The organism is Acetobacter fallax, from assembly GCF_011516735.1.
GTDB lineage: Bacteria > Pseudomonadota > Alphaproteobacteria > Acetobacterales > Acetobacteraceae > Acetobacter > Acetobacter fallax.
Map to the genome: position 1 here is coordinate 48,965 of NZ_WOSX01000006.1, position 17,306 is coordinate 66,270.

Consider the following 17,306-nt stretch of genomic DNA (forward strand, 5'->3'; position numbering starts at 1 on the left):
GAAGCGACTGGCTTCTTTACATCATTTGCGGGAAAACCGGCAAACGGTTTCAATCTCCGCAGACCAGAGAAACTGGTCAATGAGAGCGATACTGTCGAGCCGATAGCCTTTGGCGAGCAATGAGACCGTGTCCCGAAAGAGAATTTTTGGATTGCAGCTCACATAAATGAGCACACCCGGCTTTCCGTCCAGAATCTGCGTCATCTGCATGCCGGCTCCGCTATGGGGCGGGTCAATGATGACCGCGAGAGCACTGCCAAGCTCACGGGCCTCCACCGGCTGACGATTCAGATCGCGGAGTGTGACAGCAATGCGCTTGCCGGCTGAAGCCTGTTGCAGCGAGCGGACCGCAGCAGCATGACCTTCAAACGCTTCGACACGGATATGCTCCGCCAGGGGAAAGGTCAGTGTGCCGCAGCCAGCATAAAGTTCGATCACACGGGCTTTTTTTCCTGGAATACGGGGCAGGGCCTCAATGACTGCGGCCTGAATGGCGATTTCACCATCCCGACTGGCCTGCAGGAAAGCGCCCGGTGGTGGCTCCACATCCGTATCGCCAAAACGGATACGGGTCGGAGCGATCTGCGTCAGAATTTCGGGGACATCAATCGTGCCGGCCCGGCGCCAGGCAATGCGTGGAATAGCGTGCTGCACAGCAAATGTGGCGAAGCGGGAACGATCCGCCGTGCCGGGGTTTGCGTCCGAAGAGAACAGCAGATCCGGTCCCGAATCGAGCAGATTGATCAGAAGATCACCCTCACGCTTCAGCAGAGCCGTCTTTGCGAGCAGTTCCCGTAACGGAGGCAGCAAAGCGGTCAGCGCGGGGTGGAGCAGGTGACATTCGGTCAGGTCAACAGGATCGCCACCGCGCTGATGCAGGCCGATAATGATCGTGCCCTGTTTCCGTCTGAGCGCCAGTTCGGCCCTGCGGCGTGTATATGGCCCGGTCTGAGTGGTCCGGACAAACGGGATATCGGAAACGCCGGCCTTCCGCAGGCCGGTCAGCAAACGGTCCTTTTTCCAGTCAAGTGTCCACGTTGTGGACAGATGCTGGAGCGCGCAGCCGCCGCACTGACCGAACAGGGAACAGGGCGGTTCAACCCGCTCTGAACCTGGCACGATAATCTGCTCAGCGACGGCCCGGTCATGACCAGTCCGGCGAGCAAGCACACGGTCACCAGGCGCTGTAAACGGGATAAAGACGAGGTCGCCACCGTCTGACGGATCAACTGGCCGGGCCAGACCGTCGCCGCTGCCGCCCAGGCCCGTGACGTCAAAGAGTTGCGACGGGGATGCTTCGGCTCCGGTCGCGTCAGCAGACTGACGTGACCGGGCCGGGCGTCTGCCCCGTTCAGCTTTCCGGCGCATCCCCGGTCATGCTGTCGACGTGAACGGGAACGCGACGCGGCAGAGACATGAAGGCCGGCATATCGTTACCAAATCCGACCACACTCTCAGACGATGCATCCGGAATCTCCGAGCCACGCGGGCGACGATCTCTGCGATGATCCTGCTGCCGTCCGGAGTCACGTTCGGGTTTCTTTTCCTCCGGAGCGGGCGTCGGGGCGGCTGCCTGAGCTTTGCGTGCCGGCTCGACAGGCTCCTGCGCCCGTTCAGGGGCCGGCTTTTCCCGGCCACGATCATCACGGCGCTTCTTTTTGCCGCGACCATCTTTTCCCCGTTCCTCTTCGGACCAGTCCAGCTGCTTCACGCCGTCGAGTTCCAGACGCGGAATTGTTGCCCCCGTCAGGGATTCGATGGCTTCAGCAAATTTCCGTTCATACGGGGTTGCCAGGCTGTAAGCCCGACCTTCCCGCCCGGCCCGCCCGGTGCGCCCGATGCGATGAACATAATCCTCGGCGTGGAACGGCAGATCGAAGTTAAAAACGTGCGACAGGCCACCAATATCGATTCCGCGCGCCGCGACATCGGAACAGACAAGGATTTTCAGCTCGCCGGCTTTGAATTTTTCCAGAGTCCGAAAACGAACGGACTGGGGCAGATCACCATGCAGCGCACCTGCTTTGAAACCGTGTTTCACAAGCGATTTCAGCAGAACATCCACGTCACGCTTGCGGTTGCAGAACACGATGGCACTCTGAACATTTTCCGCCCGGAGCAGGTGGCGAAGCATCCTGCGCTTGTCGTCCTCATCGACGATGACGAGACCAGCTTCGATTGTCGTTGCCACAGTAGATGGTCGGCTGACCGTGATTTCGCGGGGCGACTCCAGAAACGCGTCGGCGAGGCGTTTGATCTCCGGCGCCATCGTGGCGGAGAAAAGCAGCGTCTGGCGTGTTCTGGGCAGCAGCCCGACAATCCGTTCGATATCCGGGATAAAGCCCATATCGAGCATGCGGTCGGCCTCGTCGATGACGAGAATCTTTGCCTGGTTGAGGAGCAGGCCGCCGCGCTCGAACAGATCGATCAGCCGTCCTGGCGTTGCGATCAGTACATCGACGCCGCGATTCAGAACCTCCTTCTGATCGGCCATGCTTTCGCCACCGATCAGAAGCGCATGGTTCAGCTTGAGGTGCTTGCCATAGTTAACGAAATTCTCAGCGACCTGCAGCGCGAGTTCGCGTGTCGGCTCAAGGATGAGCGATCGTGGCATCCGGGCGCGAGCCCGCGAACCGGACAGAATTTCGAGCATCGGCAGCGTGAACGATGCGGTTTTGCCCGTGCCGGTCTGGGCGACGCCCAGAACATCCTGTCCGCGCAGGACGGCGGGAATCGCCTGAGCCTGAATCGGGGTGGGATGGACGTATCCCATTTCTGAAATCGCGCGCAGGATCGGCTCGGAAAGGCCAAGATCAGCGAAGACGGGATCGTCGTTTTTTGCCGCAGGCAGTTCAGCCGCCGGAGCGCCCGCCTCTTCCACCACGACAGATTCGACAGGCGCCTCTTCCGCAGAGACGTCGAGCGCCCCGGTAACATGGAGCGGGTGCGCGTCCGGCATTTCCGGGTGCGGGTTTACAGGCTCATCGACGGGCTCAGTGAGTTGCAGTTCCGGCTCGGCAGCCTTTTTTCGCACACGAGGCTTCGGGCTTGCCGGTTTTGCTGTTTTGCTTCCGGCAGCAGCGGGTTTCCGCTTCGGAGCTGGCGCAGGCTTAGCCCTCTCAGGCGTGGCGACCGGTGCATTGTCTACCGGCGCATTGTCTTCAGTGACGGCCACAATCTCTGTTTTAGCGGGCGTGCTTTTCGTCGCACGGGCTTTCGGCGCAGCCTTTTTCGCCGCCGCTTTCCGGGGAGGGGCCGCTTTGACCGGTACGATCGCTTCCGGCTCCGGTGTGGCGATGTCAGCAGCCTTCACCGTTGCCGTTTTTTTCCGCGAGGCAGTCGCGGAGGCAGCAGCGCTGACGCCAGCGCGCTTCCGTGGCGTGGCAGCCGGTTTTTTCCGGGTCTCTTCAGTCGCAGCGTCTCCGGCCGCCGCTACTTCCGTCGTGACGGCTTCAGCAGGGGCTGTTTTGCGGACGCGCGGACGCGCTGCGGCTTTCCGCGGCTTTTTTTCGGATGAATCAGTCGTTTTGGGGCTCAAATCGCTCTCAAACTTGTCGGTCGCACAAAGGCGTTGGTCTGGCGCCTGTAACGGGCTGGAACCTGAAAACGGAAGGCGCGCTGAAACGCGGGCTGAAAACCCGGTGCCCGTCGGTAGGCTGTCCTGATCGAAAAATCAAGAAGCCGACAGGGATTCGGATGCTGTTTCATGAAAATCGGGAAGACAGCCGAACGGGCAAAGTGATCCGCCTCAGAATCCGTGTCCGAGCGAGGCACAGAGGATAGTCAGAATACCGCAGGCGGCGACACCAAGAATAAGAGTCCGAATGGAGTCGAATGTCGCCGGCTGCGGCCGGATGGCACGTCTGGCCTTCTGATAGGGGCCATAGAACACGCGGAGGAACAGCCCTGCCATGATGAGGCCGAGAAGCTGCATGGCGTTGGTTGTCCAGGGCACCACGGCAAACCCGCCCTCGTGAATAATCATGAGCCAGCCAGTGATGAGCACGATCGGCATCACATGCCAGATGACGCGGAGAAATTTCTTGAGAGTCAGCAGATGAACGGCGCTGCGCTGCGCTTTGTCGAGCAAAGTGAGGCTGGGTCGCAGGATCAGTGCGGCATAGGTCGCGCCGCCAACCCAGATCGCCATCCCTGCGATATGGAAGGCCAGGACGAGACTCCAGAGAATGTGAGGCATGATGACTCCAGGCGGCGTGGCGACGAAAAACGTTGTCCGGCTTGATCGCCAATTCGGCAGATGAACGCAAGCACCTGCTATCGCCGGATAACATGTCTCCGTTACCGGTGCCGGGTGTTTCTGTGTGCGCAGGGCGTCATGCTGCGTTGAGACGTCAGGATCAGATTCAGTCAGGATATAAGGAGTGTCGCATGCTGGATAAGCGGAATCTGCTCGCTCTGCCGTCTCCGGAAGAGATGGGCAGGATCGATCACATTGCTTCTGCAACAGTGCCGGTTGCGGTCCTGATGGAAAATGCAGGACGCGCTGTTGCCCGGGCAATCCGCCGGTTCACAGCGCCCTGCCGGGTTCTGGTGCTGTGTGGTCCCGGGAATAATGGAGGTGACGGCTACGTCGCAGCGCGCCATCTCGCGGAAACCGGCTGGCCTGTGTCCGTGGCCGCGCTGGTAACGCCGCGTCCCGGTTCTGATGCGGCAGCTGTCGCTGAGCGGTTTCGTGGTCCCCGTGTCGCCTTTTTACCAGAAGAAGCAGCCAGGGCCGACCTTGTGATTGATGCGGTTTTCGGAGCAGGACTGAGCCGGGATGTGGGGGAGCCCGTTTCCACCGTGCTGGCGGCAGCCAGGCGCGTCGTCGCCATCGATATACCGTCGGGAATCGATGGCGAAACCGGGCAGATCCGGGGATATGCGCGCAGGGCAGATCTCACTGTCACATTCTTTCGGGCGAAACCCGGTCATCTGCTGTTGCCCGGACGGGAGTATGCCGGCGCGTTCGAGGTGCGGGATATCGCGATCCCGGCTGCGGTGCTTGAGAGTGTGGATGTGTGCACATGGCAGAACGAACCGGGCTTATGGAAGCTGCCGGTTCCCGGAATTGAGGCGCAGAAATACAGTCGCGGCGTCGTGAGTCTCGGAGCCGGTGAAGCGATGCCCGGTGCGGCAAGAATGGCCGCAACAGCCGCGCGTCGGGCCGGGGCCGGTCTGGTCCGGATCGCGGCCGGGAAGGCGGCGGCAATTTTCCGCATGAATGAGCCGGGCCTGATCATCGATGACGCTCCGCTTGACGAGTTGCTGAAAGATGAGCGCCGCAAAGTCTGGATCTGCGGTCCGGGTCTGTTGCCGGAAGAGGTGGGAGACATGCTGCCAGAACTGCTGTCCGCCGGCCGGTGCGTTCTGGCGGACGCCGGTGCGTTTTCCTGGGCCGAGGGGCAGCCTGAGCGGTTGCGTGGTGTTGCGGTTGTCACGCCTCATGCCGGTGAATTCAAACGGGTTTTCGGGGCTCCCGGAGACGACCATCTCGCCGCTGCGCGTGCTGCGGCGGCAAAAACAGGCGCCGTGGTCGTGCTGAAAGGCGCAACGACGATTATCGCGGCGCCTGACGGAAGGGCGGCGCTGAACACGCATGCAACGTCTGCTCTCGGGACAGCCGGGTCGGGTGATACGCTTTCGGGTGTCATCGGAGCATTACTCGCCGCTGGCATGGACCACTGGGAGGCTGCCTGTGCCGGTGTGTGGCTGCATGGTGATGCTGGTCAGCGGGCGGGTGACTGGCTGATCGCGGAGGACCTCGACGCGCATCTCGGAGCGGCGCGGGACGCCGCAACGGCGCGGCAGGGCGTGATCTGAACTTTATTTCGGCTGTAAGGGCCCGGTCCTGTCAGGTTGCAACGGATGGCTGACCTTGCCGAGACCGGCAGTCTGCGGTAATGCGAGCGCCTTCGGCGACAGGGGTGCGCTGCGATGCCACGCGGGCGTGGTGGAATTGGTAGACACGCCAGATTTAGGTTCTGGTGGCGTAAGCTGTGGGGGTTCAAGTCCCTCCGCCCGTACCAGCGGCTCGGCGCCGGTGGCGGCGGCAGCATCCCGATCCGTTTTGCCGAAATTTATTTTTCTGCGGCCAGTCGGGCCGTATTTTGTTCTGTTGACTGAGTTCGTACGAGAGGATGGCCTGGGCACATGCAGGTTACTGAGACGCTTTCCGAGGGCCTGAAGCGCGCCTTCACCGTGGTCGTTCCGTCGACCGAACTCGAGAGCAAAGAGACGGCTCGTCTCCAGGAAGTTGGTCGTTCGGCCAATCTTCCCGGGTTCCGTCCTGGCAAAGTGCCGCTGGCGATCGTGCGTCAGCGTTTCGGCGCGTCCGTTAAAGGCGAGGTGCTTGAGCAGGCCGTGTCCGACGGCGTGCGTGACCTGCTGCAGGAGCGTGGCCTTCGTCCCGCACAGCAGCCGAAGGTTGACCTGGTCTCAGGTGGCGACGGCAAGGGTGATCTTGAGTTTAAGGTCGACATGGAAGTTCTGCCTGAGATCGCGGAACCGGACCTGTCCGACCTGTCGCTTGTTCGTCTTAAGGCAACGCCGGATGCGGCGACGGTCGATAAGGCTCTGAACGATATCGCAAAGCGTCAGCGCGAGTTCGCTGATATTGAGGAAGAGCGCGCTGCTGAGAGCGGCGACGTCGTGGTTGTCGATTTCGTCGGCAAGCGTGACGGTGTGCCGTTTGATGGCGGCACGGCGCAGGATGTGAATGTCGAGATCGGTGGCGAAGGGTTCATTCCCGGCTTCGCTGAGCAGCTCGAAGGCATGAAGCCAGGTGAAGAGCGCCAGATCAGCGTGACTTTCCCGGAAGATTACAGCGCAGCGGAGCTGGCCGGTCAGGTCGCCACGTTCGATATCACCGCGAAGGGCCTGAAGCGCCCGGTTGACGTGGCTGTCGATGATGATCTGGCAAAGAAGATCGGCTTCGAGAATCTCGATAAAATCCGCGAAGTGATCACAAAGCAGGTTGCTGACGAATACGAGCAGCTGTCCCGTCTGCGGATCAAGCGTGATCTCCTTGACGAACTGGCGAAGAAGACCAGCTTCCCGGCACCGGAAAGCATGGTCGAGGCCGAGTTCGAGCAGATCTGGGCCCGTGTCGAGGCTGACCGCAAGGCTGGTGAGCTCGATGATGAAGACAAGGATAAAGACGAAGAGACCCTGAAAGCCGACTACCGGAAGATCGCCGAGCGTCGCGTGAAGCTCGGTCTTCTGCTGGCTGATATCGGTCGCGTGAAGGGAATCACCGTGACGCCTGACGAGATGGCACGTGCCATCCGCTCGGAAGCGATGCGGTATCGTGGTCAGGAGCAGGCGGCATTCGACTTCTTCATGAAGAATCCGCAGGCTGCCGAGTCCCTGCGCGGTCCGATCTTCGAGAACAAGGTTGTCGATTATCTGATCGAGCTGGCGAAAGTTGAAGACAAGGAAGTGACGCCGGAAGAGCTGGCTGACATGCCTCCGGCCAGCGTCTGATTTCTGGCGCCATTTCTGAGAGTCGGATATGCGGCACTTTTCTCTTTTTCGGGGAGAAAAGTGCCGCATGTTTTTGTACAATGCTCAGCCGGATACGGAGCAGGTGAGGTGATTTTCGCCGGACGGGGTGGCGCCGGTCCTGTTTATCTCTATCTTAAGCTGAACGGGCCTTCTTCCGGAACGGATCTGACGGCGAAGCGTAAGGGCTTCGACTCGGGATCCGGAATGGAATGCGGCGCATAGAAGTCGGGAATGATGTGATGTGGGATTCGAACCCTGTCGAGATTTACAATAATGCGCTTGTGCCCATGGTGGTGGAGCAGACGTCCCGGGGTGAGCGCGCGTTCGATATCTATTCGCGTCTTCTGCAGGAGCGCATCATCTTTCTGACGGGACCTGTTTACGATCAGGTGGCGTCAGTAATTTCGGCGCAGCTTCTTTATCTGGAGAGCGTGAACCCGACGAAAGAAATTTCGTTCTATATCAACAGTCCGGGTGGCGTCGTGTCCGCGGGGCTCGCGATCTATGACACTATGCAATATATCCGCAGCCCGGTCAGCACGGTCTGTATCGGTCAGGCGGCTTCGATGGGGTCGCTGCTGCTCGCCGGTGGGGCTGCCGGACATCGTTATGCGCTGCCAAACGCACGCGTGATGGTGCATCAGCCTTCAGGTGGCGCGCAGGGACAGGCTAGTGACATCGAGATTCAGGCGAAAGAAATTCTGACGATCCGTCAGCGGCTGAACGAGATCTACCGGGAGCATACCGGACAGTCGCTGGAGGACATCGAGCAGAAGCTTGAGCGTGACTCCTATATGTCGGCTGAGGAGGCTAAATCGTTTGGTATCGTTGATGAGGTCATCAAAAATCACGCGGCTCAGGTTCCGGAGAAGTCATAAGAACGTGATGCGCGGCCGCAGGGCTGCCCGTATCGCGGAGTCCGGCTGTGGCTTGATGATGGCTTCCGGTATGGCTACGGTTTTTAAATTGTCCGGCACGATGCCGGAAGGCCCGTTCAGGGCAAGGTCAGGGGACGGCAGATGAACGCGAAGTCCGGCGATTCCAAGAACACGCTTTATTGCTCGTTCTGCGGGAAGTCGCAGCATGAGGTCCGCAAGCTTATTGCGGGTCCAACGGTTTTCATCTGTGACGAGTGCGTTGAACTCTGCATGGATATCATCCGTGAAGAGCACAAGACGACAATGGTGAAATCCCGTGACGGCGTGCCGACGCCAAGGGAAATCTGTAACGTCCTGAATGATTATGTCATCGGGCAGTATGACGCCAAGAAGGTGCTCGCTGTCGCGGTCCATAACCATTATAAGCGTCTGGCCTATGCCCAGAAGAATAACGACGTCGAGATCGCGAAGTCGAATATTCTGCTGATCGGGCCAACCGGCACAGGTAAAACCCTGCTGGCTCAAACCCTGGCGCGGATTATTGACGTGCCGTTCACCATGGCTGATGCGACCACTCTGACCGAAGCCGGTTATGTCGGTGAGGATGTTGAAAACATCATCCTGAAGCTTCTCCAGGCAGCGGACTACAATGTCGAGCGGGCCCAGCGTGGCATCGTCTACATCGATGAAATCGACAAGATTTCGCGCAAATCGGACAATCCGTCGATTACGCGGGACGTCAGTGGCGAAGGCGTGCAGCAGGCTCTTCTGAAGCTCATGGAAGGGACGGTCGCGTCCGTTCCGCCGCAGGGTGGTCGCAAACATCCGCAGCAGGAATTCCTTCAGGTCGATACGACCAACATGCTCTTCATCTGCGGTGGTGCCTTTGCCGGGCTGGACAAGATCATTTCCGCGCGCGGCAAGGGATCGGGGATCGGTTTCGGGGCAGACGTTCAGTCGCCGGAAGATCGTCGGACCGGCGCTGTTCTGCGCGGTGTTGAGCCGGAAGATCTGATGAAATTCGGTCTTATTCCTGAATTTATCGGACGTCTGCCGGTCGTGGCGACGCTTGATGATCTGGATGAAGCGGCGCTGGTGCAGATTCTTTCTGAACCAAAAAATGCGCTGGTGAAGCAGTATGCCAAACTGTTCCAGATCGAAGGCGTCAAACTGACCTTCACCGATGATGCGCTGAAGGCGATCTCGCATCGGGCCATCGAGCGCAAGACCGGTGCCCGCGGCCTGAGATCGATTATGGAAAGCATTCTGCTCTCCACGATGTTTGATCTGCCTGGTCTCGATAATGTTGACGAAGTTGTGGTCAACAAGGAAGTGGCCGAAGGCAAGGCATCGCCTGTCTATGTCTATGGCAAGGCGAAAGAAGTGCAGGCGGAGCAGTCCGCCTGAGGAACCGCACGCGCCCCGGCGAACAGCATCGGGAGTGTTCTCCGGAACTCTCTCGCATGCGCGTGAGCGGCTCTTGCGGGGCCGAAAATCATCCCGATATTAATCATCATACGCGAGTTCTGAGCGTGACGTCCTGCGTCAGTTCCGGGCTGCGTCTGCTCTACAGGCAGGTTCGCGGTAGGCGTGCCGTTATCGGGCGCATATCGCAGGATCGTCCCTTCAGGAGGTCGCCGTTAGCATGACAGAAAAGAAGAAAACTCCGGCTCCGCGGCGCAAGCGCGTTAAAGAGGCTGAAGCTGTACCGGCGGTAACGCCTGTGGAGACAGCGAATTCTGAGGAAACACCTGCCGTCTCTGAAGTGTTACACCCGGATCGCGTGGCCGTTCTGCCGCTTCGCGATATCGTTGTGTTCCCGCACATGATCGTGCCGCTCTTCGTGGGCCGCGAGAAATCCGTCCGGGCGTTGGAGTCGGTTACTAAAGACGACAAGCATATTTTGTTGCTGGCGCAGAAAGATGCCGCGCAGGACGATCCCGGGCCGGACGATGTTTATCGCTTTGGCACCATTTCGACGATTCTCCAGCTTCTCAAGCTCCCTGACGGAACAGTAAAAGTGCTGGTAGAGGGCACTCGCCGGGCCCGCGTGACGAAACTGCTGGAAGTGGATGGCCACTTCGAGGCGGATATCGAGCCGATCATTGAGGAAACTGCCGCGAGCGAGGAAACCGAGGCTCTTGCCCGCGCGGTCGTCGGTCAGTTTGAACAGTATATCAAGCTGAACAAGAAGATCGCGGCCGAAGTGATGGTGTCGCTGAATCAGATCAGCGATCTGTCCAAGCTTGCCGATACGGTGGCCAGCCATCTGAACCTGAAGATTTCCGAGAAACAGGATATTCTTGAACTGCCGTCCGTCACGAAGCAGCTCGAGAAAATCCTTGCTCATATGGAAGCTGAAATTGGCGTCCTTCAGGTCGAAAAGCGCATCCGCAACCGCGTGAAGCGGCAGATGGAGAAGACACAGCGCGAGTATTATCTGAACGAGCAGCTCAAGGCGATCCAGAAGGAACTGGGTGAAGGCGAGGACGGTAAGGATGAAACCGCCGAGCTTGAAGAAAAAATCGCCAAAACGAAGCTGAGCAAAGAAGCCCGCGAGAAGGCCATGGGCGAGCTGAAAAAGCTGCGCGCAATGAGCCCGATGTCGGCTGAATCGACGGTGGTGCGGAACTACCTCGACTGGCTGCTTGGCGTTCCCTGGAAGAAGCGGACAAAAGTCAGAAACGATCTGGTTGAAGCCGAGCAGATCCTGGATGAGGATCACTACGCGCTGGAGAAGGTCAAGGAGCGTATCCTTGAATATCTGGCAGTGCAGAGCCGGTCACAGAAACTGAAGGGGCCGATTCTGTGTCTCGTCGGGCCACCGGGCGTGGGTAAGACCACGCTGGCAAAGTCGATCGCGAAGGCGACAGGTCGTCATTATGTGCGGATGTCGCTTGGCGGCGTGCGTGATGAATCCGAGATTCGCGGACACCGGCGGACCTATATAGGGTCGATGCCAGGGAAGATCATTCAGGGGATGAAGAAGGCGAAGGTCTCGAACCCGCTCTTCCTTCTGGATGAAATCGACAAGCTCGGTGCGGACTGGCGTGGTGATCCGGCATCGGCGCTGCTTGAGGTGCTGGACCCGGAGCAGAATGCGACATTCTCTGATCATTATCTGGAGGTCGATTACGATCTTTCGGACGTGATGTTCGTGACCACGGCCAACAGTCTCAACATGCCCCAGCCTCTGCTGGATCGCATGGAGATCATCCGCCTCTCCGGCTACACCGAAGAGGAAAAGCTGAACATCGCCCGGCGCCATCTGATCGCCAAGCAGAGCGAGACCCATAATCTGAAGCCGGATGAGTGGTCCATCTCTGACGATGCGCTCATGGAGCTGATCCGCTCTTACACGCGTGAGGCGGGCGTTCGTAGTCTGGAGCGTGAGATCGCGAATCTGGCCCGCAAGGTCGTGAAAGAGATTGTGACCGGCAAGGCGAAGAAGGTCGCAATCACTATGAAAAACCTTGGCAAATTTGCCGGGGTCAAGCGCTTCGCGCATGGCGAGACTGAAGCTGTGGATATGGTCGGTGTCGTAACCGGCCTGGCCTGGACCGAGGTCGGAGGAGAAATCCTGACGATTGAGAGTGTGATGGTGCCCGGTAAAGGTGCGGTCAAACAGACCGGCAAGCTGGGTGACGTGATGCAGGAAAGCGTGTCAGCCGCCCTGTCCTATGTCCGCAGCCGGGCAACCCATTTCGGGATCAAACCGACGCTGTTCGAGAAGCGGGATATCCACGTACATGTGCCGGAGGGGGCGACTCCGAAGGATGGTCCGTCAGCAGGCATTGCGATGGCGACATCGCTGGTAAGCATAATGACCGGGATTCCGGTGCGGCATGATGTGGCCATGACGGGTGAAATCACCCTTCGCGGCCGTGTGTTGCCCATTGGCGGCCTCAAGGAAAAACTTCTGGCTGCACTGCGGGCCGGGATCAAAACGGTCTTTCTGCCAAAGGACAACGAGAAGGATCTGGCCGAGCTGCCAGATGCCGTGAAGAAACATCTCGAACTTATTCCGGTTTCTCATGTCGATGAGGTGATTGACCGGGCGCTCGTCAGGGTTCCGGTGCCGATTGAGTGGGAGGATGAGTCCGAGGTGGTGGCCAGGATTGCAGCACCTGGTGCCGCAATTGCCGTCGCGCACTGATCTGCGGCGATGCTCGCCGGGAGAAGGAAAATTTGCCTTCTTCCGGTGCGCTGAGCCAGTTGACGTGGCGGAAAACGGCTTCATAGTGCGCCCCGGAATGTCCGTCGCGACGTCAGGTTGCGACAAGGACCTGAACAGAGAAAGGCGTATATATGGATAAGCCGCTTAACAAGCAGGAACTCGTCACGATCATCGCTGATGAAGTTGACCTGCCGAAAGCGAAAGCTGGCGAAGTGGTTGATGCCGTTTTCGCTGCAATCGAGAAGGCCCTGAAGCAGAAGCAGGAAGTTCGTCTCGTTGGATTTGGTTCGTTCGTTACGGCTAACCGTAAGGCAACAAAAGGCCGTAACCCGCGCACAGGCGAAGAGATTGACATTCCTGCGTCGACCTCTGTCCGGTTCAAGCCTGGCAAAACACTGAAAGACGCTGTGAGCTGATTGACGCTCTCACGCGCGGACGGGCAAGGCAGGTTTCTGCCTTGCCCGTTTTTTTGTACAGAGATCTGATCCCATTCCCCGGTCCTTAATGGAACGGAAAGCAGAAAGAGTTCCGGCCGGTTATCCTGTTCGGTTCAGGAGTGGTTGATTGATCGCTCCGATTATGGTTAAGCAGCGGCAGGGGCGATTAGCTCAGCGGTAGAGCGTCTCGTTTACACCGAGAGGGTCGGCGGTTCGATCCCGTCATCGCCCACCAGCCAGTTCCCATGAGGAGACTGGTCACCCTGCAGAGTTTTGTCTGGACAATGGTGGCAGATCATCTTGTCAGAGATCTGTAAGAGTTATTTGTTTTCCGGAATAAAGCTGTATCAGGTCCAGCTTCTGGTAATATTCTGAAAAAATCTGAATGCAGCCGGACTATTTGCACAAATGTATGATGTCCGGATTTTCGTCCTGTGTAATTGCCGCAGTTTTAAAGCTACGCCGTCAGCTTTCCTGAAAATTTCATTGTCCCGTAACTGTCCTGGCTCCCACCTCCTCCGGCTGTTCTGCTCTGTGTAAAACACGGTCTCGAATTTGTGTTGGCCGATTAGCCTCCGCAATCTATGCCGCTGGCGCCGGGTTCACGGGAAAGTTCCTGATATCGGCGGGTTGGGCTCTGGCCACGCAACGCCACCGGGCATAGTTTCAGCCTGTCGTCACGGCAGCGGACACCGCAAGGAAACGCCTGCGTGACAGGAAACTGGGATATGGGGGCGGTCTTGCATTCGGTCATCAATGATTACCTTCCCGTTCTGATTTTTGGCGTGCTGTCCGTGGTGATCGCCGGCGCTATGCTGGGTGCATCCCTGATCTGCGGCCATCAGAAACCATATGCCGAGAAACTTTCAGCCTATGAATGCGGTTTCGAGGCCTTCGATGACGCGCGGCGTCGCTTCGATGTCCGTTTTTACCTCGTGTCGATCCTGTTCATTATTTTCGATCTTGAGGTCGCTTTCCTGTTCCCATGGGCGATCAGTCTCTCGCGGATCGGCGCTTTCGGCTTCTTTTCAATGATGGCCTTTCTTGGCGTGCTGGGTATCGGGTTTCTTTATGAGTGGCGTAAGGGCGCGCTTGACTGGGATTGATGGGGCTGTCCGGCTTTCGGCCTGAGAGTAATGAGAGGTGCGCGCAATGAGCAGTGACAGTGCAGGCGGGTCGACAGAAAATGTTGTCTGGAATCGGGATATGGTTCCTCCCGGTCCCGAACAGGATGCGATTGTCCGTGGAATTACCGGAGAAATCAGCGAAAAAGGCTTTGTTGTCGCCAGTCTCGACAAGCTGGTGAACTGGGGACGGACCGGAAGCCTCTGGCCGATGTCCTTTGGTCTGGCATGTTGTGCGGTGGAGATGATCCACGCCTATATGCCGCGTTACGATCTTGACCGGATGGGAATCATCCCGCGCGGTTCGCCGCGTCAGTCGGATGTGATGATCGTTGCCGGTACGCTGACCAACAAGATGGCTCCCGCTCTGCGACGCGTTTACGACCAGATGGCCGAACCGCGCTGGGTGATTTCGATGGGCTCCTGCGCGAATGGCGGCGGCTATTATCACTACTCCTATTCTGTCGTGCGGGGCTGTGACCGCGTGGTGCCGGTCGATGTCTATGTGCCCGGATGCCCGCCTACAGCCGAGGCGCTGATCTACGGCATCATGCTGCTGCAAAAGAAAATCCGTCGGACAGGGACGATTCTGCGTGGTTGACGATCCAGCTCCGGTCAGCGTGGGCGCTCCGGCGTCTTCAAGCCTGCCGCATCTTGCATTTGTGCTGTCCACCTCACTTCCAGGGGTCTCCTCCGCAGCACTTGAAGGCGGCGAACTCGTGGTGCGCACGCATCGCGATCGTCTGATTCCGCTCATGCTGCTGCTGCGTGACGATCCGCGTTTTCGATGCGAGCAGCTGATGGATCTTTGCGGGGTGGATTTCCCGCAGCGCGAAGAGCGGTTTGATGTTGTCTGTAATCTGCTCTCGGTCAGCCATAATCACCGGATCAGAGTAATCGTCACGACGGACGAACTGACGCCCGTGCCATCAGTGCATACGCTCTGGCCCTGTGCGACCTGGTGGGAGCGCGAGTGTTATGACCTCCTTGGCGTGCTGTTCTCCGGACAACCTGACCTGCGCCGGATTCTGACGGATTATGGATTTGAGGGACATCCGCTGCGCAAGGACTTTCCGCTCACCGGTTATGTCGAGGTCCGTTACGACCCGGAGCGGCGACAGATTGTGCGCGAACCCGTGTCGCTGACACAGGATTTCCGGGATTTCGATTTTGTTTCTCCGTGGGAAGGCGTTCTGACTCTCCCGGGCGATGAGCGGGCGCATGAGTTGCGTCAGATCATGCAGAAGCTGAAGTGACAGGAGCTCTCATGACGCAGGCCACCAGACAGGATCCTGACTCCGAATTTCCTGGAGAGGGCGTCCTGCCGCAATCCCTTATGCCGGAAGAGCTTGCCGACGAGGTTGAGCGGCGGACGGTTGAGATCGACAGTCATGCACTGAATTTCGGTCCGCAACATCCCTCCGCGCATGGCGTGCTCCGGCTTGTGCTGGAGATGGAAGGTGAGGTCGTCGCCCGCGCGGTGCCACATATCGGCTTGCTGCATCGTGGTACGGAAAAGCTGATTGAGCATAAGACGTATCAGAAAGCGTTGCCGTATTTTGATCGTCTCGATTACGTCTCACCGATGTGTGAGGAACATGCCTTCGCGCTGGCGACGGAAAAGCTGCTGGGGATCGAGGCGCCGGACCGCGCGAAGTGGATTCGCGTTATCTTTGCGGAGATCACACGAATTCTGAATCATATTCTCAATCTGACGGCCATGGGGCTGGATTGCGGTGCCGTGACGCCGGCACTGTGGGGATACGAGGAACGTGAGAAACTCATCGAGTTTCATGAAGCCGCGTCCGGGGCACGATTCCATGCCAATTATTTCCGCCCTGGTGGCGTGGCGCGTGATCTTCCGGCAGGTCTGGAAGAGCGGATCGCGAACTGGGCTGAGGAATTCCCGTCCTGGATCGATGACCTGGAAAGCCTGCTGACGGAAAACCGCATCTGGAAACAGCGCACGGTCGGAATTGGTGTTTTCACAAGCGAGCAGGCGCTGGCCTGGGGTTTCAGTGGCCCCTGTCTTCGCGGTTCGGGTGTGCCGTGGGATCTCCGGCGCTCGCAGCCTTATGATAATTACGACCAGGTCACGTTCAACGTGCCGGTTGCGCGGCATGGCGACTGCTATGATCGTTATCTCATCCGGGTCGCGGAACTGCGCGAGAGTGTAAAAATCATCAGACAAGGACTGGAGAAGATTAAACCGGGTCCGATCAAAATTCAGGATCCGAAATTCTCCGCCCCGCCCCGTGCCGTCATGAAGCGGTCGATGGAAGCACTGATCCATCACTTCAAGTTGTTTACCGAGGGGTATCATGTGCCGCCCGGTGCGACATACACCGCAGTGGAGACGCCGAAGGGCGAGTTCGGGGTGTATCTCGTGGCGGATGGCAGTAACAGACCTTATCGCTGCAAGATCAGGCCGACAGGTTTCTCGCATCTGCAGGCGATTGACGAGATGTCGCGGCGGTCAATGCTGGCGGATACGGTCGCGATTATCGGATCGCTGGATCTGGTGTTTGGAGAAGTGGACAGATGAGCGACGTGAATCGCGAGCAGCCTGATCACTTCGCATTTGACGAGATCAGCGAAGCCGAGATTGCAAAAATTCTCGTGAAGTATCCGCCTGAGCGGAAAGCCAGCGGATCGCTTCCTCTGCTCTATGTCGCGCAGAAGCAGATGGGACGGCAGACGGGGAGTGCCTGGGTGCCGGTTGTGGCGATGGACCGGATTGCGGAACGGCTGGAGATCGCGCCGATCCGGGTCTACGAAGTCGCAACATTCTATTTCATGTTCAATACAAAGCCGATCGGCCGCTATCACCTCCAGGTCTGCACCACGACGTCCTGCTGGCTGCGCGGATCGGATGATGTGGTGAGCGCCTGTAAGAAGGCTGCGGGCGTAAAGCATTTTGGTGACACCAGCGATGACGGGTTGTTCACCCTGAGCGAAGTGGAGTGTCTCGGCGCGTGTTCTAACGCCCCCATTCTTCAGGTTGATGACGATTACTACGAAGATCTCGATGGTCCGCGTACGGAAGCGCTGATCGAAGCTCTTCGTCGCGGAGAACGGCCTGAGCCGGGACCGACGATCGACCGGATGACGTCGGCGCCGGCAGGTGGGCGGAAAGTATTGCTGGAGACGGCTCACGAAGACTCCGGTTCGGGGCAGGGGTGAG

Annotated in this window: 14 protein-coding genes and 2 tRNA genes; 13 read left to right on the forward strand and 3 right to left on the reverse strand. The window is 58.6% G+C overall.

Going from position 1 to position 17,306, the window contains the following annotated elements:
- Window positions 1-21: 21 nt before the first annotated feature.
- The 3 genes from GOB85_RS05090 to GOB85_RS05100 form a co-directional block, all read right to left on the reverse strand.
- Complete coding sequence (locus GOB85_RS05090; protein ID WP_173576577.1) at window positions 22-1,368, reverse strand: class I SAM-dependent RNA methyltransferase; 1,347 nt, start codon at window positions 1,366-1,368, stop codon at window positions 22-24.
- Window positions 1,352-2,959, reverse strand: coding sequence for a DEAD/DEAH box helicase (locus GOB85_RS05095; RefSeq protein WP_173576626.1), 1,608 nt, complete (start codon window positions 2,957-2,959; stop codon window positions 1,352-1,354). Before GOB85_RS05095 ends, GOB85_RS05090 begins: the two co-directional genes overlap by 17 nt.
- 789 nt (window positions 2,960-3,748) lie before the next feature.
- Window positions 3,749-4,198 carry a hypothetical protein gene (locus tag GOB85_RS05100; RefSeq protein WP_173576576.1) on the reverse strand — a complete coding sequence of 150 codons (450 nt, stop codon included), beginning with the start codon at window positions 4,196-4,198 and terminating at the stop codon, window positions 3,749-3,751.
- Window positions 4,199-4,389: 191 nt separating this feature from the next.
- On the opposite strand from GOB85_RS05100, the gene GOB85_RS05105 reads away from it, so the two are divergent.
- The 13 genes from GOB85_RS05105 to GOB85_RS05165 all read left to right on the forward strand — a co-directional run bounded on the left by GOB85_RS05105 (window position 4,390) and on the right by GOB85_RS05165 (window position 17,305).
- A complete protein-coding gene (locus GOB85_RS05105; protein ID WP_173576575.1) occupies window positions 4,390-5,823 on the forward strand; it encodes an NAD(P)H-hydrate dehydratase in 1,434 nt (477 codons plus the stop codon).
- Window positions 5,824-5,944: 121 nt separating this feature from the next.
- Window positions 5,945-6,029, forward strand: a tRNA-Leu gene (locus GOB85_RS05110).
- Between the two features lie 124 nt (window positions 6,030-6,153).
- Entirely contained in the window at window positions 6,154-7,485 is a 1,332-nt protein-coding gene (tig, locus tag GOB85_RS05115) for a trigger factor (protein WP_173576574.1), read from the forward strand.
- Between the two features lie 260 nt (window positions 7,486-7,745).
- Window positions 7,746-8,384 carry an ATP-dependent Clp protease proteolytic subunit gene (locus GOB85_RS05120; protein WP_173576625.1) on the forward strand — a complete coding sequence of 213 codons (639 nt, stop codon included), beginning with the start codon at window positions 7,746-7,748 and terminating at the stop codon, window positions 8,382-8,384.
- 141 nt (window positions 8,385-8,525) lie between these two features.
- A complete protein-coding gene (gene clpX / locus GOB85_RS05125; protein ID WP_173576573.1) occupies window positions 8,526-9,791 on the forward strand; it encodes an ATP-dependent Clp protease ATP-binding subunit ClpX in 1,266 nt (421 codons plus the stop codon).
- 238 nt (window positions 9,792-10,029) lie between these two features.
- The gene (lon, locus tag GOB85_RS05130; protein WP_173576572.1) at window positions 10,030-12,540 is read left to right on the forward strand and encodes an endopeptidase La; all 2,511 of its coding nucleotides are present in this window, start codon (window positions 10,030-10,032) and stop codon (window positions 12,538-12,540) included.
- Window positions 12,541-12,692: 152 nt separating this feature from the next.
- On the forward strand, window positions 12,693-12,977 hold the full coding sequence (locus tag GOB85_RS05135; RefSeq protein ID WP_173576571.1) for an HU family DNA-binding protein: 285 nt from the start codon (window positions 12,693-12,695) through the stop codon (window positions 12,975-12,977).
- Window positions 12,978-13,158: 181 nt separating this feature from the next.
- Window positions 13,159-13,233 (forward strand) — tRNA-Val (locus GOB85_RS05140).
- A gap of 505 nt (window positions 13,234-13,738) precedes the next feature.
- On the forward strand, window positions 13,739-14,104 hold the full coding sequence (locus GOB85_RS05145; RefSeq protein WP_173576624.1) for an NADH-quinone oxidoreductase subunit A: 366 nt from the start codon (window positions 13,739-13,741) through the stop codon (window positions 14,102-14,104).
- A gap of 46 nt (window positions 14,105-14,150) precedes the next feature.
- Window positions 14,151-14,723, forward strand: a complete 573-nt coding sequence (locus tag GOB85_RS05150; RefSeq protein WP_173576570.1) for a NuoB/complex I 20 kDa subunit family protein — start codon at window positions 14,151-14,153, stop codon at window positions 14,721-14,723.
- 19 nt (window positions 14,724-14,742) lie between these two features.
- Complete coding sequence (locus GOB85_RS05155) at window positions 14,743-15,378, forward strand: NADH-quinone oxidoreductase subunit C (protein WP_173576623.1); 636 nt, start codon at window positions 14,743-14,745, stop codon at window positions 15,376-15,378.
- An 11-nt stretch (window positions 15,379-15,389) separates the two neighbouring features.
- Window positions 15,390-16,667, forward strand: a complete 1,278-nt coding sequence (locus GOB85_RS05160; protein WP_173576569.1) for an NADH-quinone oxidoreductase subunit D — start codon at window positions 15,390-15,392, stop codon at window positions 16,665-16,667.
- Window positions 16,664-17,305 (forward strand): complex I 24 kDa subunit family protein, encoded by a 642-nt coding sequence (locus tag GOB85_RS05165; protein WP_173576568.1) that lies wholly within the window; start codon window positions 16,664-16,666, stop codon window positions 17,303-17,305. Before GOB85_RS05160 ends, GOB85_RS05165 begins: the two co-directional genes overlap by 4 nt.
- Window position 17,306 lies beyond the last annotated feature (1 nt).